The following is a 20,448-nucleotide window of genomic DNA, read 5'->3' as shown; positions in this document are numbered from 1 at the left end:
GGCTGCGGCTGCGGCTGCGGCTGCGGGTGCGGCGACGGGGACGCCCGGTGACGATGGGGGCATGTTGCTGGCCCGAGTCGCGGAGGTCTCCCGGCAGGTCGCCGCCGCCCCGGCGAGGTCGCGGAAGACAGCCCTGCTCGCCGGGCTGTTCGCCGAGGCCACGCCCGAGGAGAGCCCCCTGGTCATCGCCTATCTCTCGGGCCGGCTCCCGCAGGGCCGCATCGGAGTCGGCTGGAGCACGCTCAAGGAGGTCGTGCCGCCGGCCGTGCCCCCGGCGCCCGAGCCGGCGCTGACGCTGGCCGAGGTGGACGCGGCGATGGAGGCACTGGCTGCCGTCGCCGGGCCCGGATCCCAGGCGGAACGGGCGCGCCGGGTCCGGGAGTTGTTCGCGGCGGCGACCGTCGAGGAGCAGGAGCTGCTGGTACGCCTGCTCTCCGGCGAGGTGCGGCAGGGGGCGCTCGACGCCATCGCGCTGGAGGGCGTCGCGAAGGCAGCCGAGGTGCCGGCCGGGGAACTGCGGCGGGCCGTGATGCTGGAGGGCTCGCTGCCCCCGGTGGCGCAGGCGGTCCTCGCGGACGGACGCGCCGCCCTCGACCGGTTCACCCTGCGGGTCGGAAGGCCCGTGCAGCCGATGCTCGCGCACACGGCCGGGTCGGTCGTCGAGGCGCTGGCGGCGCTGGGGCCGTGCGCCGTGGAGGAGAAGCTGGACGGCATCAGGATCCAGGTGCACCGCGACGGGGCGGAGGTACGGGTCCACACCCGCTCGCTCGACGACATCACCGCCCGCCTGCCGGAGGTCGTGGCCGTCGCCCGAGAGGTGCCGTCGGAGTCGTTCATCCTGGACGGCGAGCTGATCGCCCTCGATCCAGGCACCGGCCGCCCGGCCGCCTTCCAGTCCATCGCCGGCCGCGTCGGCTCCCGCGCGGACGTCCCCGGAGCCAGTGCCGCGCTGCCGCTGACCCCGGTCTTCTTCGACGTCCTCGCCGCGGACGGCGAGCCCCTCGTCGACCGGCCGGGCCGCGCGCGCAACGCGGTCCTCGCGCGGCTGCTGCCCGCGGAGCGCCGGGTGCGCCGCGTAGAGGTCACCGCCCCCGACGACCCGGCGCAGCGGGAGGCGGCCGAGCGGTTCTTCACCGACACCCTGGCCAGGGGGCATGAAGGCGTCCTCGTCAAGGCGCTCGACGGGCCCTATGTGGCGGGCCGGCGGGGGCGCACCTGGCTCAAGGTGAAGCCCGTGCACACCGTCGACCTCGTCGTCCTCGCCGCCGAACGGGGCCATGGCCGCCGCACCGGATACCTCTCCAACCTGCACCTCGGCGCCCGCACCGAGGACGGCGGCTTCGTCATGCTCGGAAAGACGTTCAAGGGGCTGACCGACCACATGCTGCGCTGGCAGACCGACCGTCTGACGGAGCTGGCGGTCGAGGACGACGGCTTCACCGTGAAGGTCCGCCCCGAACTGGTCGTGGAGATCGCCTATGACGGCCTCCAGCGTTCCACCCGCTATCCGGCCGGCATCACCCTGCGTTTCGCCCGGGTTCTCCGCCACCGCCCCGACAAGCCGGCGGCCGAGGCCGACACCGTCGACTCGCTCCTCGCCGCGGGCTGACACCGGCCGGCGGGAGCCGTCGACGTGGCGGGGGACGAGGGGGATGCTGGAAGGGTGGCAAGCCTGCCGCGAGGAGATGAGCGACGTGTACGACTTGCACATCGACACCGACGTCACCGTCCAGCTGAGCGACTGCCGCCAGGAGGACGCACGGGCCGTGTTCGAGATCCTCGACCACTACTACCTGCTGGAGGACGTCGAGCCCCCGGGCCCCGCGGGCGCGGGACCGGTCACCACCGTGTGGATGGCCACCTTCGACACCTCCGGCGGGCCGCGTGAGGAGGTGCGTCCCCCTCGGCTCACCGGCAAGGTCGTCGCCCTGCTGACCGGCGGCTACCACGCTGTCTCGGAGGTCGAGAAGGTGCTCGCCGCCGGCTTCGACGTCGAGTCCCGCCAGTCGGTCTCGGGCGACCAGGAGACCGAGGCGCGACTGCTCCTCGCCTCCCGCTGATCGCGCAGCGCCGGAGCGGGCGTCACCGGACACCCCGGGCGGAGCGGACGGGCCCCGCCCGGGGCTGAGTCGTGCCCGGAGACGGGGGCGGGCGGGCTCGCGCGGAAGGGGAGACCCCCCTTCCGACCTCGGTATACACCGTGTGTAGAGTTCACGGCGGCCATGCGGCCATCCGTCCTGACCAGGCGGACGCGTGGCCATGACGCACACACGAAACCGGGGAAAGCGGGTACCACCATGTTCCGATCCAGGCCGGGCCGTCGCGGTGGGAGGACCGCCGCCCTGCTCGCCGCCGCCACGCTCATGCTCACGCTGGGCGGCTGCTCCATGGACACCGTGACGCCTCAGGCGGCGCGGGCCGAGTCGGGCGACGACGGCAAGGCGGGCACCGGGACCCGCCGGGTCGACTGCGCCGAGGTGAAGTGCATCGCGCTCACCTTCGACGCCGGGCCGGGCAAGGACACCCCCCGCCTCCTCGACATCCTCAAGGAGAAGCGGATCCCCGCCACCTTCTTCCTCCTCGGGCGCAAGCACGTCGACCGCTATCCGAAGGTCGTCCGGCGCATCGCGGACGAGGGCCACGAGGTCGCCAACCACACCTGGTCGCACCGGATCCTCACCGACCTCGACGAGGCCGAGGTCCGCGAGGAGCTGTCGCGCACCCAGGACGCCATCGAGAAGATCACCGGCCGCAAGCCCGTCCTGATGCGCCCGCCCCAGGGCCGCACCGACTCCACCGTCGGCGACGTCAGCCGGGAACTGGGTCTCGCGCAGGTCCTCTGGAGCATCACCGCGAAGGACTACTCCACCACCGACTCGGGGCTGATACGCGAGCGTGTCCTCACCCAGGCGCACCGCGACGGCATCATCCTGCTCCACGACATATACGACGGCACCGTCCCCGCCGTCCCCGAGATCATCGACGAGCTGCGGAACCGCGGCTACACCTTCGTGACCGTCCCCGAACTCCTCGCGCCCGGTACGGCCCGCGCCGGCGCCGTGTACCGGCCCGAGAAGGACTGACGACCGCCGCGGTGCCCGTCCCGTGACCGGGTGAGCCGACTCACACCCTTCGCCCCGTAGCGCCCGGAACATTCGGAAAAGGTGCGGCGTTCTCCCTCATGTGACGGCGAAGGGGCCCGGTCCCCAGGTTCCCCCCCCGGAGTGGACCGCCCTTCGCCCGTCACGGTGAGCAGCCCCGGTTGGAACCCCCCGTCCAGCCGGGGCCTCACCATGTCCGGGCCTGACCATCTCCCGGGCCTCGCCATGTCCGGGGCGGCGCGCACGGCGCCCCGGGGGCGCGCGCGACGGCGCGTTCGACCCGATCGAGTGAGCGCAGGCATGCTCTCCGTCGTCACGGGCAGTGATCGTTCGGGCCGGCCGACGATCATCCTCCGGCCCCTCGACCGGACACCGCGCCACCGCGCGAAGGGGGACCCATGCCGCTCGCCATCACGCCGCTCGCCCGCCGCGCCGTGCCGGCCGCCGCCGCGCTGGCCCTGCTCACCGGCTGCACATCGGTCCGCCCCGACCTGCCCGAACGGCCCGTCGTGCCGACCGCCCGCACGGAGCAGGACGCACTCCTCAAGGCGGCGGAGCGACGGTTCGCCGACGACTGCCTCGCCGGGCGCGGCCTCCTCGTCGCCGCCGCGCCGCGCGCGCCCGCCGAGGACCGGGTGCTCCGGGCCGCGCTCTTCGGCACCGGGCCCCGTGAACTCTCCGTGACGCTCGCCACCGGGGCCACCGTCACCGCCCACAGCGACGGCTGCCTCGCCGTCGCCCGGGACCGCCTCTACGGCGACCAGCACCGCTGGTTCCGGGCACAGGTCGTCGTCGACAACCTCCGCGTCGAGGCCCAGGCGCGCTACCGGGACGCCCCCGCCCACCGGGCCGCCCTCGACCGCTGGACCGCCTGCGTCGCACCGGCCGGCCGGCCCCGGCCCGCCCGGCCCGACCCCGAGGACGCCGCCCGCTGCGCGCGGGAGTCGGGCCTCGCCGAGATCCGCGCCCGACTGGAGCGCGCCGAGCTGACCGAGGTGCGAGCCCTGCACCACGACGAGCTCACCACGTACCGGCAGTTGCGCGACCGCGCGCTGCTGCGGGCGGTCCAGCTGCCCGCGCCCACCCCACCACGGAAAGGCAACGCCCCCTCGTGAAGCGCATCCTGGCCACCACGGCCGCCGCCCTGCTCGCCCTCACCACCGGCCTCGCCGTCGCCGGTTCCGCCACCGCCGCCGAATGCCCCTCCGGCCACTTCTGCGTCTGGCAGGACTCCAACTTCGGCGGACAGCGCGCCAACTGGAGCGGCGACGACGGCTGGTGGGAGAGCTGGATCTCCGACACCGACTCCTCGTGGGCCAACCACGGCATCTCCGGCCCCGGCATCAAGGACCACGTCCGCGTCTACGAGAACGCCTGGCAGGGCGGCAGCATGACCATCTGCCTCGCTCCGGGACAGGAGGTGGGGTACAACGGCGCGGCCAACGACCGCGGCGACTCCCACATCTGGGCCACCGGCTGCTGAACCCGGCCCCGGCGTGCCCAGGCCCCGGCGTGCCCCGGTCACGGGGTGCGCCGGGCTCCCGGGTGCCGCAGGGCCGAGGCCAGCATCAGACCGGCGCCCCGCACGACGCTGGTCGCCGGATCGTTGGCCAGCCGCACCCGGCCCCGCAGCACCTGCGCCAGCCGGGCGGTCACGTCGAGCCGGAGCGCGCCGCCGCCGGTCACCAGCACCCCGCGGCGCAGCGCCCCGCGGACCGCGCCGGTGCCGTCGGCGCGCCACATGTCGCTCACCATGTCGGCGGCGGTGCCGGCCACCGCGTCCGGCACCCCGCCGTGCGGGGGCAGGTCGTCCACGCCGAGCTCCGCGAGCCGGGCGTCCTGCACCTGACCGTCGACGACGAGCGTGACCTCGGTCAGCCGGGCGCCGAGGTCCACCACGAGCAGCGGACCGCCGCCGGGCGGGGCCGCGTACGCCGCGGCGGCGCGGGCGCTGTCGACGGCGATCACCCGGATCGCCCCGAGCCCGGCGACCACCTGGCGGGCCGCCTCGCGTTCGGCCGGGGCGGCGAGCACCGGATGGGTCAGCATCACGACGGTGTCGTGGCTCCCGCCGCCCGGGGCGGAGGCGGTCAGCCGCTTGAGGAGCGACAGCTGGGAGGAGGTGTCCGGCACCCCGCCGCGCCGGACCGCCGCGCTCGGCACGTCGGCGAAGACGCCCGCCCCCGGGGCCCAGGCCCGCGTGCGTGAGCTGCCGATGTCGAGGGCGATCCCCCGCACCGGCCGCCGCGCGTCCAGGTGCGTCCCACCCGCTCCGTACGATCCCATCGCTTCCGTCCATTCCCCGTCGGCCCACTGATTACGAGGCCGATCCGCGCCCACACTATGCAGGATCCTCGGCGGGAACGCCATGGCGCTTGGGGATCGAAGGATCATGCAGGCTGGGCTCAGGCCGGGGCGCCCAGCCAGAGGTCCGGGCCGAAGACCTCGTAGTGGACGTCGGCGGGGGCGACGCCGGAGGCGACGAGGTCGCCGCGGACCGCCCGCAGGAAGGGGAGCGGGCCGCAGAGGTACGCGCTCGTGCCGGCCGGGAGCTCCAGCGCGGTCACGTCGGCACGGCCGGCGCGGGCGCCGGACGCGCCCGGCTCCTCGTACCAGAGGTGCAGGCTGCCCTCGGGGAGCCGCCCGACGAGCGCGCGCAGTTCCTCGGCGTGGGCGTGCGCGTCGGGGGAGCGGTCGGCGTGCACCACGACGACGGGACGTCCGGCGCCGGTGGCGGCCAGGTGGTCGAGCATGGCGAGCATCGGGGTGCTGCCGATCCCGGCGGAGGCGAGCAGCAGCGGGCCGTCGCCCTCGGGCAGCACCAGGTCGCCGAAGGGCGCGGAGACCTCCAGGAGGTCGCCGGCGGAGGCGTGGGCGTGGAGCCGGTGGGAGACCTCGCCCGCCGGGTCGCCGTCGACGCGCTTCACCGTGATCCGCCACGCGGGGCGGCCGGGTGCGCGGGAGAGGCTGTACTGGCGGATCTGGTGGGCGCCGTCCGGCAGGGCGACGCGCACGCTCACGTACTGGCCGGGCAGGAAGGGGGGAAGCGGCGAGCCGTCCGGGTCCGTGAGCGTGAGGGAGACGACGTCGGCGGTCTCCTCGCGGCGCTCGGAGATCCGCACCGTCCGCCAGACCCGGCCGTCCTCGACGCCCGCCTCCTGGTAGAGGCGGCTCTCCAGGGCGATGAGCGCGTTCGCCATCAGCCAGTAGACCTCGTCCCACGCCCGGGCGACCTCGGGCGTGACCGCCTCGCCGAGCACCTCGACGATCGCGGCGAAGAGGTGCTCGTGCACGATCTTGTACTGGTCGGCGGTGACACCGAGCGAGGCGTGCTTGTGCGCGATGCGGGAGAGCAGAGCGTCGGGGCGGGTGTCGGGGTGCTCCAGGAGGGCGACGGCGAAGGCGGCTATGGAGCCGGCGAGCGCCTTGCGCTGGTCGCCGTTGGCCTGGTTGCCCCGGTTGAACAGGTCGCGCAGCAGCTCGGGGTGGGCGGCGAAGAGGCGCCCGTAGAAGCGCTCGGTGATCTCGTCGAGGGCTCCGCCGACGGCGGGCAGTGTGGCGCGGACGACGGGGACGGCCTGCTCGGACAGCATCGGAACTCTCAATCTGGTAGATGATCTACGCATTTAAAGCCGGAGTGGAGCCCGGAGTGGCGCCTGACGGGCTCACGCCGGGGGTCGGGTGGTGAGGGAGAGCAGCACGGGGCCGGTCGGCGACCGTACGAGATCGGCGACCGTCAGCGGGTCGAGTGTGCGGTAGAAGGCGTCCTGCGCCTCCCGCAGCGCGCCCCGCAGCCGGCAGGCCGCCCGCAGCGGACACGGCGGGTCGGCCTCGCAGCCGACGACTTCCTCCTCGCCCTCCAGCGTCCTGGTCAGCCAGCCCACCGAGGAGCGCCGGCCGAACTCGGTGAGCGCGAGTCCGCCCCCGCGCCCGCGCCGGGCCTCCACCACGCCGAGGTGCTGGAGCCGGGTGACCACCTTCGCCATGTGGGCGTGCGGCACGGCCATCTCCTCCGCCACCGCGCGTGTGGTGACGGGCTCCTCGTCGTCGGTGACGGCCAGGCGCATCACGGCGCGCAGGGCCAGGTCGGTGAACTTGGTCAGCCTCACGAATCGACCGTATCAAAGGCGCATCCCGGACTCGCATTAAGGGTGCGGGTCCGGGATGCTCGGCCGTGGGGAGGGGCGGGTCAGGCGAGGACCTTGGCCTTCGCCTGCTGGAACTCCTCCTCGGAGATCGCGCCCTTCGCCTTCAGGTCGGCGAGCCGCGCCAGCTCGTCCGTGGAGCTCGGGGTCCCGGTCGCCGCGGCCTGTGTGCCCGCCGTCTGCCGGATGTACTCCTGGAAGCGGGCCTCGGCGTCCTTCGCCTGCTTGATGTCACGCTGGTTCATGCTCTTGCCGCGGGCGATCACATAGACCAGCACGCCGAGGTAGGGCAGCAGGATGCAGAAGATCAGCCAGCCCGCCTTGCCCCAGCCGCTCAGATCGTGGTCCCGGAAGATGTCCGTGATGACCTTGAAGAGCAGGAAGAGCCACATGATCCAGAGGAAGAACCACAGCATCGTCCAGAAGACGTTCAGGAGGGGGTAGTCGTCCATTCCTGCGCACTCCGTTCCCTCGCGGCCGGGAGGCCGCGCGTTGGAGCGAGTCTCACCCGTCCGCCCCGCCCCCGCATGTCGTGGCGGTCCGTCCGGGCTCCGCGTGCGAGCCGCCCGCCCCCGTGTTCGGATGGGAACTCCCGTGCGCGGACGGCGGTCCGCGGGGACGACGAGGAGCGGAGTGCCATGGGACCGGTGGAATGTGTCGTGCTCGCCTTTCCGGGGGAGCGGTTGAAAGTGGCGGCCGTCGCCGCCGTCGCCGGACTCCGCAAGGAGGGCCAGGTCCGGCTGATCGACTCGCTCGTGGTGGTCAAGGCGGCGAGCGGGGAGGTCTCCACCTCCGAACTCGTCGAGTACGACGAGTACGACGAGGCCACGGCGGAGATCGGCCCCGAGGCGAACCTCCTCGGCCCCGAGGACGCGGCCGAGGTGGCCCAGTCGATGGAGCCGGGCTCCTGCGCGCTGATGCTCCTCGTCGAGCACATCTGGGCCACGCGGGCGCTGGAGGCGATCCACGAGGCCGGCGGCCGCATCGCCGCCAGCGTCCGCATCCCCGACGACCATGTGGAGGAGGCGCGCGCCGCCTACCGCGAGGCGGTCGCCGCGGCCGCCGGAAGGAGCTGACCGGATGTTCATGCGACGACGCCCCCTCGCCCGCCCGGTGATCCGGCCCGCGGGAGCCCCCTTGCTGCGCGGCGCTCTCGTCGGCGGAGCCGCCTATGCCGCGGGCCGCAGCGCCGCCCGGGCCTCCCGCCGCGAGCAGGACCAGGAGGCGGCCATCGCCGACCTCCAGGCCCAGCAGGCGCAACAGCCCCAGCAGGCGCAACAGCCCCAGCAGGCCCAGCCGTACCAGTCCCCGGTGCCGCCCGCCGCGACGCCCCCGCCCCCGCAGGCCGCGCCGGCACCACAGCCCGGCGGCCAGGACCCGGGCGGTCTCACGGAACAGCTGACCCGGCTGGGCGAACTGGCCGAGCGAGGGCTGCTCAGCCCCGAGGAGTTCGCCGCGGCGAAGGCCAAGCTGCTCGGCGTCTGATCCGGGCCCCGCGCCTCAGGACGCGCGCAGCGCCGCGAGCGCGGCGAGCGCCCGGTCCGCGTGGGCGCTCATCCGCAGCTCGCTGCTGACCACCTCCAGGACCCGCCGGTCCTGACCGATCACGAACGTGACCCGCTTCGTCGGGGCGAGCGAGAAGCCGCGCCGCACCCCGAAGCGCTCGCGGACGGCGCCCTCGGGGTCGGAGAGCAGCGGATAGCCGAGCGAGTGCCGCTCGGTGAACTCCCGCTGCTTCTCCACGACGTCCCCGCTGACCCCCACGGGCAGCGCGCCCGCCGCGCGGAACTCGGCGGCCAGGTCGCGGAAGTGGCACGCCTCGGCGGTGCAGCCGGGCGTCATCGCCGCCGGGTAGAAGAAGAGCACGACCGGCCCCTCGGCGAGCAGCCCGGAGAGGGAGCGCGGGGTGCCCGTCTCGTCCGGAAGCGTGAAGTCCTCGACGAGGTCACCGACGTTCATGGGTCCGCCCCTTCGCCGGGCGGCCCGGTCTCCCCGGCGTCCGCCCTTCCGCAGAGCGGCCCGGTCTCCCGGCGTCCGCCCTTCCCTAGGACGGGCCGGTCTCCCGGCGTCCGCCCTGCCCCCGGCCTCCCCGGCGGGCTACCCGAGAGTTCTACCGCAGGGTAGGAGCCGGCGTCACCCCGCCGCCGCCCCGGCCGGCGGCGATCCGCGCGTCCAGGACCGCGAGGACCCGCTCGCTCCACCGGAGGTTCTCCTCCTCCAGCAAGCGGCCCCGCATCAGCGTCAGATACGGCCCCACGCGCTCCGACTCGCGCAGGTACGTCTCCTCGTCCCGCCCGCCGAGCAGCCACTCCCGCAGCCGGTCGTACCGCGCCAGCTTCTCCCGCGAGACGTCCATCCGCCGGGCCACGAAGCCCCGCACGGCCTCGGTGTCACCGCCGTCGCACGCCTGCACCTGCACCATGAGCTCGTCGCGCACCGCCAGCGGGCGCGGCGCGACGGAGGTGAAGGAGTCGAGGTCCCGGTGTCCCTCCGGCGTGAGGCTGAACATCCGCTTGTTCGGGCGCCGTTCCTGCTCGACGACGCGCGCGGTGATGAGCCCGGCCTCGGAGAGGCGGTCGAGCTCGCGATAGAGCTGCTGGGGGGTGGCGGCCCAGAAATTGGCGACGGACACGTCGAAGATCTTGGCGAGGTCGTATCCGGACGCCTCGCCCTCCAGGAGAGCTGCGAGGACGGCGTGCTTGAGGGACATCCGGACACGCTAGCAGTCCGTTGAATAGTTTCCTCCGCACCTATTCAACGACCGCGGAACCCGCCGTCCGGGGCCGCGGAAGCCGTGGTCCGCGCCCTCTTGCCTGGCAGCCCGCGCGGGGCCTGCCTACGCTGGATCACCAGGACACCGCGGGGGAGACGACCGGGGAGCCGGAGGAACGAGCAGCGCCATGGACACCGACGCGTACGTCTACACCAGCTACATCAGGACCACCCCGGACGACCTCTGGAAGGCGCTGACGGAGCCGGAACTGACCCGGCGCTACTGGGGCGTGGCCTTCGAGTCGGAGTGGACCCCCGGCGCGCCGATGGTCTGGGACGAGGGCGACCGCAGGACCGCCGACCCCGAGCAGGTCGTCGTGGAGGCCGTACCGGGCCGCCGGCTCGCGTACACCTGGCACACCTTCACCCCCGAATGGGCGAAGGCCGTCGGCCTGGACGACGAGGTGTACGGGCTCCTCTCCCGCGAGCGCCGGTCCACGGTCGCCTTCACGGTCGAACCCTCCGGGGACATGGTCCGGCTGACCGTCACCCACGGCGGCCTGGAGCCGGACGGCATCATGCGCGGACTCATCGGAGAGGGCTGGCCCGCGATCGTCTCCAGCCTGAAGTCGCTCCTGGAGACGGGCGAGGAGCTTCCGGAACCGCCACGCTGACCCATTCGAGTCGTCTCCCCGACCTCTCCTCCGCCACGCCCACCGCCCGGCAGCCCGCTGCGGCCCGTCCTCTGAGGACGGCTCAGCTCCCGGCTCCCGGGGGCGGTGCCCCGGCGCCGTCCTCGGAATCGGCGCGGGAGTTCTCCGGGGCGGGGGCGGGGGTGCTCGGCGCGGGTTCGCCGAGCAGGAGCCGGGGCCGGCGCTGGAGACCGGCGCCCACGAGCACGCCGAGGGCGATCGCGGCCACCGTGATCACCGTCCCGACCAGGCTGTTCAGACCGCCGTCGGTGTCCTTCTCCACGATGATCTCCGAGACGCTGGTGAGCCCGATCGCGCCCGGGACGAGCAGCCAGAAGCAGGGCAGGAAGACCACCTGGTCGGGGGTGCGGGAGCGTTTCTCGATCCACGTCGCCATCGGCGGCAGGACCGCCCCGGCGGCGAAGGCGCCGAAGGCCGCCCCGGCCAGCTCGGCGGCGGTCGACTGCACCAGCCGTTCGACGAGGAGCGCGCCCAGCAGCCAGCCGGTCACCCGTGGCGGCGCGGAGAAGTACAGCAGGAAGCCGAAGCCGAGCAGCAGCACGCCCACCCACGGCGCCCACGCGCCGAGCGGTTCCGCCGCCCCGCCGCCGGAAGGACGGGGCCGCAGCAGCTCGGAGCCGACCAGGATGCCGAGCGAGAGCAGCAGCAGGACGCTCACCGCGCCGGCCAGCCGGGAGAGCCCGGACAGCGCGGCCCCGGTGGCGAGTTCGATCGCGCCGAGGGTGAGCGCGGCACCGGGCAGGAAGGCGATGAGCGGCGGGATGTACAGGACGGCGGGGTTCTCGTGCAGCAGCGGGCCGGCCCATCGCAGCGAGGCGGCCGTGACCAGGACGGCGGTGACCACCGGCAGGGCGGTACGGGCCGAGGGCAGCCGGTCGCCGAAGAGGCGCAGGAGACCGACGCCGGCGCCCAGCACCGCGTACCCGGCGATCGCGGGCAGGGTCGCGTGCCGCATGGTGCCGAGCCCGACGGTCAGCAGCACGTAGCCGAAGACGGTGGCCGACGGGCTGAAGCGCTCCGGCCGCTCGCGGTTCCGCCGCAGCGCCCGCCGCACCTCGTCGAACGGCACCTCCTCCCTCAGCATCCGGGTGACCAGCGCCTGGAGCGCCTCCACCTGGTCGAGCCGCAGGTCGGGCCCCTCGACGGGGGCGAAGTCGAGCTCCCCGCCGCGACCGTCGGGGCCGCCGCCGACGCGGACGAAGAGCCCGGTGGGGACGACGAAACAGCGGGCCCTGGTGCCGTAGCGGGCGGCGACGTCGTGCAGCGTCCGCTCGACCTCGGAGCTGCGCTCTGCGGCCCGCAGCAGGTCGGAGCCGAGTTCGCAGAGGAGCGCGGCGAGATCCCGGAGCCGTTCCCGGCCCGCGGTCTCGTCCTCCGGCAGCGTGACCGTGCCGGCGCGCCGCCGGGGCCGCAGCGCGGCCGCCCGCCGTACGAGACCACGCACATCGCCTCGGGGGAATCGGGATAAAAGCCGCATCCATGAACGTTAACAGGGGGTGCGTGGGCGAGCCGGACGCGGACGACGGAACGTCAGACCCCGCCCCTGCCCCGCCGGTACGCCCCCACCGCTGCCATCATGACCGGATGAACGACACCGCCCCCACCCCCGGCGAGCGCGACCGTCTGCTGAAGGAGGCCGTCGCCCTCCGCGGCGCGGGCCGCCGGGAGGAGGCCCGCGAGCGGCTGGTCTCCCTCGCCGCGCGCCTCCCCGGAGACGCCGAGGTCGCCTACCAGACCGCCTGGGCGCACGACGTCCTCGGCCTGGAGACCGACGCCGTGCCGTACTACGAGACCGCGCTCGCCGGCACCGGCCTCACCGCCGACGACCGGCGCGGCGCCCTCCTCGGCCTCGGCAGCACCTATCGCACCCTCGGCCGGTACGAGGACGCCGTCAGGGTGCTCGAACCGGCGGCGGCGGAGTTCCCGGAGGACGGCGCCCTGCGCGCCTTCCTCGCGATGGCCCTGTACAACACCGGCCGCCACCACGACTCCGTCCGGCTGCTCCTGGCCCTCCTCGCCGCCACCAGCGACGACCCGTCCGTACGCGCGTACCGCACGGCCATCGAACACTACGCGGGGGACCTCGACGCGATCGGATGACGGGCGCGCCGTCGGGTGCGTCGTCGGGCGGGTCGTCGCTGGTGGCGGCTGCCGGTCGGGCTCAGTCGTTGACCGCGGTGAGCAGCACCGCGGAGTCCTCGACCGCCGTCAGGCCGTGGCGCTCCTTGGGGATCTCCCGCAGCGCGCCCGCGGTCAGTTCGTCCGCCCAGCCGTGCGTGGTCAGCTTCACCCGGCCGGTGAGCACCTGGAGGCTCGCCGCCGGGGGAGCGTTGTGCTCGTCCAGGGCCGTGCCGGCGGTCAGCGCGATCACGGTCTGCCGCAGCACCCCGTCGTGCAGCACCAGGCGGGCGCTGCGGCCGTGCGGGGCGGTGCGGGCGGCGGCCAGGTGCTCGTCGGCGAGGGCCGTGAGGTCCAGGTTCATACCCCCAGCCTCCCGGCTGCGTCCGCGCGCGCAACTCGGGCCGCGGGCGCGGCTCACCCGGCCGGCAGGAGCGCCCCCGTGAGGTGGTCGTACGCGACGTGCGCGTGGAGCCGGACCCCGGTGACGAGGGTGTCGTCGTCGGCGTAGAAGCGCGGATGGTGGTTGGTGACGAGACCGCGGCCGCCCTCCTCCGGCACGGGCAGGCCGCCGGGGCCGAGCGTCGCGTCCTGGACCCCGAGCATCACGTACAGGCCGCCGAAGCGCGAGACGAGCTCGGAGACGTCGTCGTAGCCGAGGGTCGCCCCGGTCTCGGTGACCCGCTCCTCGCCCACCACCCGCCGGAGGGTCGGCAGCCCGGCGGCCACCCACGGCCCGCTGTTGTGCACCGGCGGCACCGGCTGGAGGTACTCCACCCCGGCCGTGGCCCCGTACGCCGCCGCGGAGTGCTCGGCCAGCCGCCGGAGCCGTTCCCGCACGTCCGCCATGTCGGACTCCACGGCGCAGCGGACGGTGCCCCAGAGCGTCACCGTCTCGCCGATGATGTTGAACCGGCCGACGTCCTCGACGTGTCCGATGGTGACGGTCACCGGGTCGAAGGCCGACACCTGCCGGTACAGCTGCCCGATCCCGGTGAGCACCGCCCCGGCCGCGGGCATCGGGTCGACGCCCTGCCACGGCGTGGAACCGTGCACCTGCGTGCCGCTGATCGTGATCCGGACCAGGACCGAGGCGCCGTACTGGTTGCCCACCCGGTACCCCACGTACCCCTTCGGGTACGGCGTCACGTGCATGCCGAAGGCCATCGTCGGCACCGGGTCGGCGAACGCGCCCGCCTCGACCATGGCGAGCGCGCCGCCGGTCTCGGTCACCGGCGGCCCCTCCTCCGCCGGCTGGAAGACGAACAGGACGGTCCCCGGCAGCCGGTCGCGCACCCCGGCGAGGACCGTCGCCGCCCCCATCAGCATCGCCGTGTGACAGTCGTGCCCGCAGGCGTGCGACACCGGGAACGGCCCGCCCGGATACTCCGTGTCCACCACCGTGGAGGCGAACTCCGCCCCGCACAGGTCCTTCACCGGCAGCGCGTCCGTGTCCGCGCGCAGCGCCGCCACCCGTCCGCCGCCTCCGGGGGCGGTCCCCCGGAGCACGCCGACGACCCCGTGCCCGGCGATGCCGGTGCGGACCTCGTCGAGCCCCAGGTCACGCAGATGGCCGGCGACGAGCCTGGCCGTCCCCTCCTCCCGGTTGGAGAGTTCCGGGTGCCGGTGGAGGTGGCGCCGCCAGGAGACGACCCGCGCGGCGGTCCTCTCGGCCAGCCGGTCGAGCTCGGTGTGGACGGGATCGTGACGCATGGGCTCCCCTTCGGTTTTGGCGTCCGCCTCGGTCTGGGTGTCCGCTTCGGTTCGGGTGTCAGCTTCGGTCTGGGTATCCGCTTCGGTTTCGGTGTCCGCGGCTCCGACGCTGCCCCATGGCCCGCGTCCCCACGGCCAGGCTCGCCGCCGGGGCCGCGGAACGGAAGGCCGGTGCGGTGCGTACGGCTCCGGGGCCGCGCCCGCGGTGTGCGGGCACGGCCCCGGAGGCGGGCGTGGCGGGACGCGGTCAGCCGGTGAAGACCTCGACGAGGGACCAGATCGCGAGGCCCGCCATGCAGACGCCGCCGACGCGCTGGACGGTCTTGAGCGGGACGCGCTTGGCGATGAACCGGCCGGCGACGAGGGCCAGCGCGGAGACCGAGGTGAGGGCGATGAAGGAGCCGATCGCGGTCGACGCGGTGCCGTTGGTGGCGGCGAGGTTGGCGGTGGTGATCTGCGTCAGGTCGCCCCACTCGCTGATGAAGACGGCCATGAACGCCGTGGAGAACACCGGCCAGAAGCCGGTGACGGTCTTGCCGCCGGTGTCCTCCTCGTCGTCGTCGCCCCCGCCGCGCAGCAGGATGAAGGCGCCGAAGCCGAACATCAGCGCGGAGACGAGTTTGACGGTCCAGCCGGGGAGCAGCCCGAGGAGGCTGCCGGCGCCGACGGCGAGGGCGACGTGCACCGCGAAGGCGGCGGAGGTTCCGAACCACACGTACAGGGGACGCATGCGCGTGCCCATGGCGAGCGACGCGAACATCGTCTTGTCGGGAAGCTCGGCGAGGAAGATCAGCCCGAAGGCGGTGACGATCGCCAAGGGGTCGAGGTGCATACCGGCGCTCTCTGCTCGGTCCGGGCCACGCGGCCCCGCACGGCACCTCGGCGGGCGACGGGAGGACCACTCGGCCCGGCATGACGAACCACGCCCACGGAGGTGTGGACGCGGTGATGCCTGGCCGAAGGTCTCGCCCGTCCGCGTTCACACGCGGACCCGGTCACCGGGAACCCGGGGGTTCCAGTGTGTCGACGACCGGTTCGCAGGGCTACTCCCCTTCGCTGCCCGCAAGTGTAACGGACGGATCGCTCGGAGCTCGGTTCCGTCCCTTTGCTACCTAGATATGGGCGAACATGTGCGGAAAGTGTCGATCCGGTCGTTCGGGCGGCCCAGGTCTCACCCTCCACCTCAGGGTCAGTCCCGGGCCGCTCCCCGAGCCCGCGGCGGGACACGCCAGCCCGCCGCGCCCCGGTCGCGCCGCCGGTTCTGCGTACGATCATGAAATGCACGCAGCTGGTCCCCGGCCCCGGCCCAGACCCGCCACCACGTCGAGGGCCCAGTTCAACCTCGGCCGCGCCCTGCCCGTCCTCGTCATGATCGTGGTCGTCGTGGCGGACCTCGTCACCCCCGACGCCGAACGCGTCGACCGCCTCCTCTTCACCGTCCCCGCTCTCGCCGCCGCCACCTGGAGCGTGTGGGGCACCGTCGGCATGGGCCTGCTCGCCATGGCCCTGCGGGCGGTGCTCGCGGTGAGCCGGGGCGGGGCGGCGGTGGACGAACTCCTCGCCAGCGAGGGCCTCATCCTCTCCATCACCGCCGTCGCCGCCTGGGTCAGCGCGGTCCGCACCCGCTACGAGCGGGACCTCGCCGAGGTCACGGCCGTCGCCGACGTCGTCCAGAGGGTCGTGCTCCGCCCGCTCCCGCTCCGCCTCGGCCCCGTCGAACTCCACCTGCTGTACGTGGCCGCCGCGGCCAAGGCGCGCATCGGCGGCGACTTCTACGAGGCCGTGCGGATCCCCGGAGCCGTGCGGATCATGCTCGGCGACGTCCAGGGCAAGGGCCTCGGAGCCGTCGAGACCGCCTCCGTCCTCCTCGGCGCGTTCCGTTCGACCGCGTACGACGCCCCCGACCTCGGCGCGCTCGCCGACCGGCTCGACGAGGGCCTCGCCCGCTACGTGGCGTGGGACCCCGAGTCCGACGCGGCGGAGCGCTTCGCCACCGTCGTCCTCGTCGAGATCCCGGAGGACGGCGACACCGGCCGGCTCCTCAGCTGCGGGCATCCGCCGCCGCTGCTCCAGCGCGGCGCCACCGTCACCGTCGTGGACGTCGCCGAACCCTCGCTGCCGCTCAACCTCGCCGGGCTCGCCGAATCCCGCCACCACGTGGAGGAGTTTCCCTTCGGACCGGGCGACCGGCTGCTGCTCTACACCGACGGCGTCAGCGAGACCCGCGACCGCGACGGCGTGTTCTACCCGCTGGAGGAGCGCGCCCGGCAGTGGGCGGACGCCGCCTCCGAGCGGGTCCCCGAACTGCTCCACCGGGACCTCGCCGCCTACGGCACCGGCGGCCTGGACGACGACGTCGCCGCCCTGCTCATCGCCCGCACCGACGGTACGGCGCCGCCCGGGCACGCGCGCTGACGGCTGCCGTCCGTCCGGCCACCCGCGCTGACGGCTGCCGTCCGCCCGGGATTCCGCGCTGACGGCTCCCGTCCGCCCGGGAACCCGCGCCGACGACTGCCGGAACGACTCCGTCCGCTCCCAAACGTCGAGTTCGCGGCGGCCTGGGTCGTTCCCGCCCCGTTGCGTGATGCGTGCGCCCTTCGTGCGCTCTGGCCGCTCACTTCCCGATACGTGAGGCTTGCGTGCGTCCGCACGGCGGACGGTCACAGTCCAGTCGAGAGGAACGGGTGCACGTGCCCCAGCCCAACCCCACCACCGACGGCTCGTCCGAGGAGTTCCCGGGATTCCCCGGGCTCAGGACCACCCTCACCGAGGCCGACGCGGAGGCCGTCGCGGCCGACGGCCTCTGGGCCTCCGGCTGCACGGTCCACCCCGAAGCCGTCCGGTTCGGCCAGTCCGTCGTCACCGCCCTCCTCGCCGAACAGCCCCTCCCGCACGGCACGCTCCCCGCCGCGCTCGCCGAGCGCGTCGCCCGGGTGCGCGGCCTCGCCGTGCCCGGCTACCACCGCGTCGAGACCACCGACGGCCACCGCCTCTCCGCCTTCGGCCTGCGGCAGCTCGGCCCCGGCCCGCACCCGCTCGTCGTCGTCCCCTCCGGCTGGACCCCCTTCGGCTGGGGCCTCTTCCCCGGCGCCTACCTCGCCCTCGCCCTCCGCGGCTACCACGTCCTCGCCTACACCCCGCGCGGCCTCGGCATCCCCGGCCTCCCCACCACCTCCGAGGGGTACGTCGACGTCGCCGGCCCCCACGACGTGGCAGACGGCTCGACCGTCATCGACTTCGCCGTCGAGCGCTTCGCCCCCGCCGTCATCGGCTTCCTCGGCGCGTCCTACGGCTCCGGCATCAGCCAGCTCGTCGCCGCCCACGACGAGCGCGTCGCCGCCGTCGTGGCCCTCAGCACCTGGGGCGACCTCGCCGCCGCGCTGTACGACAACAAGACCCGCCATCTCGCCGCGGTGAGGGCGCTCATCGACTTCACCGGCGGGCCCGTGGAGGAGAAGTTCGACGAGGCGAACCGCCGGATCCTGGACGACTTCCTGCACGACCGCAACCTCGACGCCGTCGTCAGCTGGGGCGAGCGCCGCTCGCCGCGCACGTACACCGACCTCACGGACGACCACGGCACCCCCACCTTCTACTCGAACACCTGGCACGAGAGCCTCTTCGCCGTCAACCAAGCGGTGGACACCTTCGACCGGCTCCGCGTCCCCAAGCGCCTCAACCTCTGGATCGGCGACCACGCGGCCCCCGAGGGCGCGGGCCTCCTCGGCGCCTCCCTCGGCGCCCCCGACCCGGTCCTCGACGAGGCGTACGCCTGGCTCGACCACCACCTCAAGGGCGAACGCAACGGCGTGGAGGAGTGGGACGAGGTCTGCGGCCAGGTGATGTTCACGTACGTCACCGAGCCCGCCCTCGACCCCGTCACGGGCCGGCCCACCGGGGCGCGCCGCATCGTCGAACCCGCCGTCCGCGAGTCCCGCCCCACCTGGCAGGACGTCACCGTCGGCCGCGAACTCCTCGGCCTCACCGGGGACGGCGCCGGCGGCACGGACGGCCTGCTCGTCCCGGCGGACGGGGACGCGGAGACCACCGGCTGGCGCCGCACCTTCCTCGCCGGCGTCGACACCGAGGCCACCGCGATGGGCGAACCGCTGCGCACCGGCCAGGCCGAGTGGAAGGGTGACCCCAGGCTCTACGACACGCACAAGATCGACCGGAGGCACGCCCTCGCCTGGACCACCGAACCCCTCGCCGCCGCCGACGGGGGACCCGTCGGCCGGCGCGTCCGCGGCGTCCCCCGGCTCCGCCTCACCGTCCGCTCCACCGTCACCTCGGCCTGCCTCATCGCCCACCTCTTCGACGTGGCCGAGGACGGCACGGCGCGGATCATCACCCACGAGCCGCTGAACGCGTACGACCTGACCGCCGATCAGGACACCACCGTCGCCTGGTCGCTCCAGGCCGCCGCGTACGACATCCCCGCCGGCCACCGGCTGATGCTCGTCATCGACAGCAAGGACCCGCTGTACGGGGACGCCTCCGTCACCTGGACGCAGACGGAGGTCGGCTCGCCGCCCGGGGCCGCCTCCTACCTGGAGCTGCCCCTCGGCTGAACCTCCTCCGCCCGGGGTACGCCTCGCGGACGACGCGGCGCCCGGGGGAGTCCTTCTAGCGTGATCCGCATGAAGCGACTCACCAGGGCGGCCGCTGCCGCCGTCCTCGCCTGCGCCCTCGCCTTACCGGCCGGCACCGCCACGGCCTTACCGGCCGGTGCCGCCACGGCCTTACCGGCCGGTGCCGCCACGGCCTTACCGGCCGGTGCCGCCGCGGCCTTACTGACCGGTGCCTTGTCGGTCGATGCCTTGTCGGGCGGTGACTTGCCGCGCCGGGTGGCGCCCGCCGGTGTGGTGGGTGCCGCGGTTCCCACGAAGCCCTTCACGCTGCCGGCGCCGACCGGGCGGCACCCCGTGGGCAGCACCGTCCTGCCGCTCGTCGACCGCTCCCGTACCGACCCGTGGGTGCCGACCGCCGACGGGCGGCGGCTGATGGTCACCCTCCACTATCCGGCCGCACGGCCCGGCGGCGGACCGCGCGCCCCGTACGCGGGCCGCGAGGAGGCGCACCGGATGGCCGAAGGGATCGGCGCGTCCTCCGTCATGCCGGCGGACATCGTCGCCGCCACCCGGACCCACAGCCGGAGCGACGTCCGCCCCGCCCCCGGACGACGCCCGCTCGTGCTGCTCTCCCCGGGCTTCTCCGTCTCCCGCTGGACCCTGACGCACCTCGCCGAGGACCTCGCCTCGCGCGGCTACGTCGTCGCCTCCGTCGACCACGCCTACGAGTCGTACGGGATCACCCTGCCCGGCGGCGAGACCCTCCCCTGCGTCGCCTGCGTCGCCCTGGACGAACAGGGCGTCCCCGGCAGCGTCGTGACCTCGACCAGGGCCGCCGACATGCGCTACGTCCTGGACCGGCTCACCGGTCCCCGTCCCGCGTGGCGGCACGCCCGGGTCATCGACGCGCGCCGGATCGGCATGGCCGGGCACTCCATCGGCGGCGCGAGCGCGGCCAGCGCGATGGTGGCCGACCGCAGGATCGACGCCGGCGTCAACATGGACGGCGCCTTCTGGGAGGAGCTGCCGGCGGAGCGGCTGCGCGGACGCCCCTTCCTGATGCTCGGCACCCACGACAAGGTCCACCTGCCCGGCGGTGAGGACACCACCTGGGACCGGACGTGGCCGGGCCTCGACGGCTGGAAGCGGTGGCTGACCGTGGCCGGAACGGCACACGCGACCTACTCGGACTTCCCGATGATCGAACGCCACTTCGGTCTGCCCGCCCCGGAGATCGCGCCCGAACGGGCGGTCTTCCTCACCCGCGCCTATGTGGCGGCCTTCTTCGACCGCCATCTGCGCGGAGCGCCGGACGGCCCGCTCGCCGGTCCCTCCCGGGCGCACCCGGAGGTCCACTTCCACAACCCGTGACCGG

The 20,448-nt window shown here is 74.3% G+C and carries 22 protein-coding genes; 12 read left to right on the top strand and 10 right to left on the bottom strand.

The genetic code is table 11. The features are described 5' to 3' along the window. The first annotated feature begins 61 nt into the window (after positions 1 to 61). The 5 genes from ACIGHB_RS20485 to ACIGHB_RS20465 all read left to right on the top strand — a co-directional run bounded on the left by ACIGHB_RS20485 (position 62) and on the right by ACIGHB_RS20465 (position 4,584). Positions 62 to 1,609 (top strand): ATP-dependent DNA ligase, encoded by a 1,548-nt coding sequence (locus tag ACIGHB_RS20485; protein ID WP_399914833.1) that lies wholly within the window; start codon positions 62 to 64, stop codon positions 1,607 to 1,609. Positions 1,610 to 1,685: 76 nt separating this feature from the next. Further along, positions 1,686 to 2,060 (top strand): hypothetical protein, encoded by a 375-nt coding sequence (locus ACIGHB_RS20480; RefSeq protein WP_399914831.1) that lies wholly within the window; start codon positions 1,686 to 1,688, stop codon positions 2,058 to 2,060. Between the two features lie 237 nt (positions 2,061 to 2,297). Beyond that, entirely contained in the window at positions 2,298 to 3,083 is a 786-nt protein-coding gene (locus tag ACIGHB_RS20475; protein WP_360317575.1) for a polysaccharide deacetylase family protein, read from the top strand. Between the two features lie 416 nt (positions 3,084 to 3,499). Then, positions 3,500 to 4,216: a hypothetical protein gene (locus ACIGHB_RS20470; protein ID WP_399914828.1), complete on the top strand. Its 717-nt coding sequence runs from the start codon at positions 3,500 to 3,502 to the stop codon at positions 4,214 to 4,216. Further along, positions 4,213 to 4,584, top strand: coding sequence for a peptidase inhibitor family I36 protein (locus tag ACIGHB_RS20465; RefSeq protein WP_360317569.1), 372 nt, complete (start codon positions 4,213 to 4,215; stop codon positions 4,582 to 4,584). The genes ACIGHB_RS20470 and ACIGHB_RS20465 overlap by 4 nt, the downstream gene beginning before the upstream one ends. Positions 4,585 to 4,622: 38 nt before the next feature. Here the strand turns inward: ACIGHB_RS20465 and ACIGHB_RS20460 are convergent, their stop codons facing one another. The 4 genes from ACIGHB_RS20460 to ACIGHB_RS20445 form a co-directional block, all read right to left on the bottom strand. Continuing rightward, positions 4,623 to 5,387 (bottom strand): rod shape-determining protein MreC, encoded by a 765-nt coding sequence (locus ACIGHB_RS20460; protein WP_360317567.1) that lies wholly within the window; start codon positions 5,385 to 5,387, stop codon positions 4,623 to 4,625. 119 nt (positions 5,388 to 5,506) lie between these two features. Then, complete coding sequence (locus tag ACIGHB_RS20455) at positions 5,507 to 6,694, bottom strand: globin domain-containing protein (RefSeq protein WP_399914825.1); 1,188 nt, start codon at positions 6,692 to 6,694, stop codon at positions 5,507 to 5,509. 72 nt (positions 6,695 to 6,766) lie between these two features. Continuing rightward, complete coding sequence (locus ACIGHB_RS20450; protein ID WP_360317561.1) at positions 6,767 to 7,210, bottom strand: Rrf2 family transcriptional regulator; 444 nt, start codon at positions 7,208 to 7,210, stop codon at positions 6,767 to 6,769. A gap of 80 nt (positions 7,211 to 7,290) precedes the next feature. After that, positions 7,291 to 7,698 (bottom strand): SHOCT domain-containing protein, encoded by a 408-nt coding sequence (locus ACIGHB_RS20445; protein WP_360317559.1) that lies wholly within the window; start codon positions 7,696 to 7,698, stop codon positions 7,291 to 7,293. A 186-nt stretch (positions 7,699 to 7,884) separates the two neighbouring features. On the opposite strand from ACIGHB_RS20445, the gene ACIGHB_RS20440 reads away from it, so the two are divergent. After that, on the top strand, positions 7,885 to 8,322 hold the full coding sequence (locus tag ACIGHB_RS20440; protein ID WP_360317556.1) for a DUF6325 family protein: 438 nt from the start codon (positions 7,885 to 7,887) through the stop codon (positions 8,320 to 8,322). Between the two features lie 4 nt (positions 8,323 to 8,326). Next, on the top strand, positions 8,327 to 8,731 hold the full coding sequence (locus tag ACIGHB_RS20435; RefSeq protein ID WP_399914822.1) for an SHOCT domain-containing protein: 405 nt from the start codon (positions 8,327 to 8,329) through the stop codon (positions 8,729 to 8,731). A 15-nt stretch (positions 8,732 to 8,746) separates the two neighbouring features. Here the strand turns inward: ACIGHB_RS20435 and ACIGHB_RS20430 are convergent, their stop codons facing one another. Next, entirely contained in the window at positions 8,747 to 9,205 is a 459-nt protein-coding gene (locus ACIGHB_RS20430) for a peroxiredoxin (RefSeq protein ID WP_399914820.1), read from the bottom strand. Between the two features lie 151 nt (positions 9,206 to 9,356). Then, positions 9,357 to 9,956, bottom strand: coding sequence for a PadR family transcriptional regulator (locus tag ACIGHB_RS20425; protein ID WP_360317547.1), 600 nt, complete (start codon positions 9,954 to 9,956; stop codon positions 9,357 to 9,359). Positions 9,957 to 10,146: 190 nt separating this feature from the next. Here ACIGHB_RS20425 and ACIGHB_RS20420 point away from each other — a divergent pair, with 190 nt between their 5' ends. Continuing rightward, entirely contained in the window at positions 10,147 to 10,632 is a 486-nt protein-coding gene (locus tag ACIGHB_RS20420; RefSeq protein ID WP_360317544.1) for an SRPBCC family protein, read from the top strand. 82 nt (positions 10,633 to 10,714) lie between these two features. Here ACIGHB_RS20420 and ACIGHB_RS20415 read toward each other — a convergent pair whose 3' ends face one another. Continuing rightward, positions 10,715 to 12,115 carry a threonine/serine exporter family protein gene (locus ACIGHB_RS20415; protein WP_399914818.1) on the bottom strand — a complete coding sequence of 467 codons (1,401 nt, stop codon included), beginning with the start codon at positions 12,113 to 12,115 and terminating at the stop codon, positions 10,715 to 10,717. A 140-nt stretch (positions 12,116 to 12,255) separates the two neighbouring features. Between ACIGHB_RS20415 and ACIGHB_RS20410 the strand changes: the two genes are divergently transcribed. Then, positions 12,256 to 12,771, top strand: a complete 516-nt coding sequence (locus tag ACIGHB_RS20410) for a tetratricopeptide repeat protein (protein WP_399914816.1) — start codon at positions 12,256 to 12,258, stop codon at positions 12,769 to 12,771. A 61-nt stretch (positions 12,772 to 12,832) separates the two neighbouring features. On the opposite strand, the gene ACIGHB_RS20405 is transcribed toward ACIGHB_RS20410, so the two are convergent. From ACIGHB_RS20405 to ACIGHB_RS20395, 3 genes are all read right to left on the bottom strand, one after another. Then, a complete protein-coding gene (locus ACIGHB_RS20405) occupies positions 12,833 to 13,153 on the bottom strand; it encodes a cupin (RefSeq protein WP_360317538.1) in 321 nt (106 codons plus the stop codon). A gap of 53 nt (positions 13,154 to 13,206) precedes the next feature. Next, positions 13,207 to 14,502, bottom strand: a complete 1,296-nt coding sequence (locus ACIGHB_RS20400; protein ID WP_399914814.1) for a M20 family metallopeptidase — start codon at positions 14,500 to 14,502, stop codon at positions 13,207 to 13,209. 247 nt (positions 14,503 to 14,749) lie between these two features. Then, positions 14,750 to 15,334, bottom strand: a complete 585-nt coding sequence (locus tag ACIGHB_RS20395; protein WP_399914812.1) for a TMEM165/GDT1 family protein — start codon at positions 15,332 to 15,334, stop codon at positions 14,750 to 14,752. Between the two features lie 446 nt (positions 15,335 to 15,780). Here ACIGHB_RS20395 and ACIGHB_RS20390 point away from each other — a divergent pair, with 446 nt between their 5' ends. The 3 genes from ACIGHB_RS20390 (at position 15,781) to ACIGHB_RS20380 (ending at position 20,444) form a co-directional block, all read left to right on the top strand. After that, the gene (locus tag ACIGHB_RS20390; protein ID WP_399914811.1) at positions 15,781 to 16,917 is read left to right on the top strand and encodes a PP2C family protein-serine/threonine phosphatase; all 1,137 of its coding nucleotides are present in this window, start codon (positions 15,781 to 15,783) and stop codon (positions 16,915 to 16,917) included. Positions 16,918 to 17,192: 275 nt separating this feature from the next. Continuing rightward, the gene (locus ACIGHB_RS20385) at positions 17,193 to 19,073 is read left to right on the top strand and encodes a CocE/NonD family hydrolase C-terminal non-catalytic domain-containing protein (RefSeq protein WP_399914809.1); all 1,881 of its coding nucleotides are present in this window, start codon (positions 17,193 to 17,195) and stop codon (positions 19,071 to 19,073) included. Positions 19,074 to 19,427: 354 nt separating this feature from the next. Then, positions 19,428 to 20,444: an alpha/beta hydrolase family protein gene (locus ACIGHB_RS20380; RefSeq protein ID WP_399914807.1), complete on the top strand. Its 1,017-nt coding sequence runs from the start codon at positions 19,428 to 19,430 to the stop codon at positions 20,442 to 20,444. Positions 20,445 to 20,448: the final 4 nt, after the last annotated feature.

Origin of the sequence: Streptomyces sp. NPDC085460 (genome assembly GCF_044541975.1) — a bacterium.
Lineage (GTDB): Bacteria > Actinomycetota > Actinomycetes > Streptomycetales > Streptomycetaceae > Streptomyces.
Note: the sequence above shows the minus strand (reverse complement) of the source record. Positions and strands in the feature narration are given on the sequence as shown.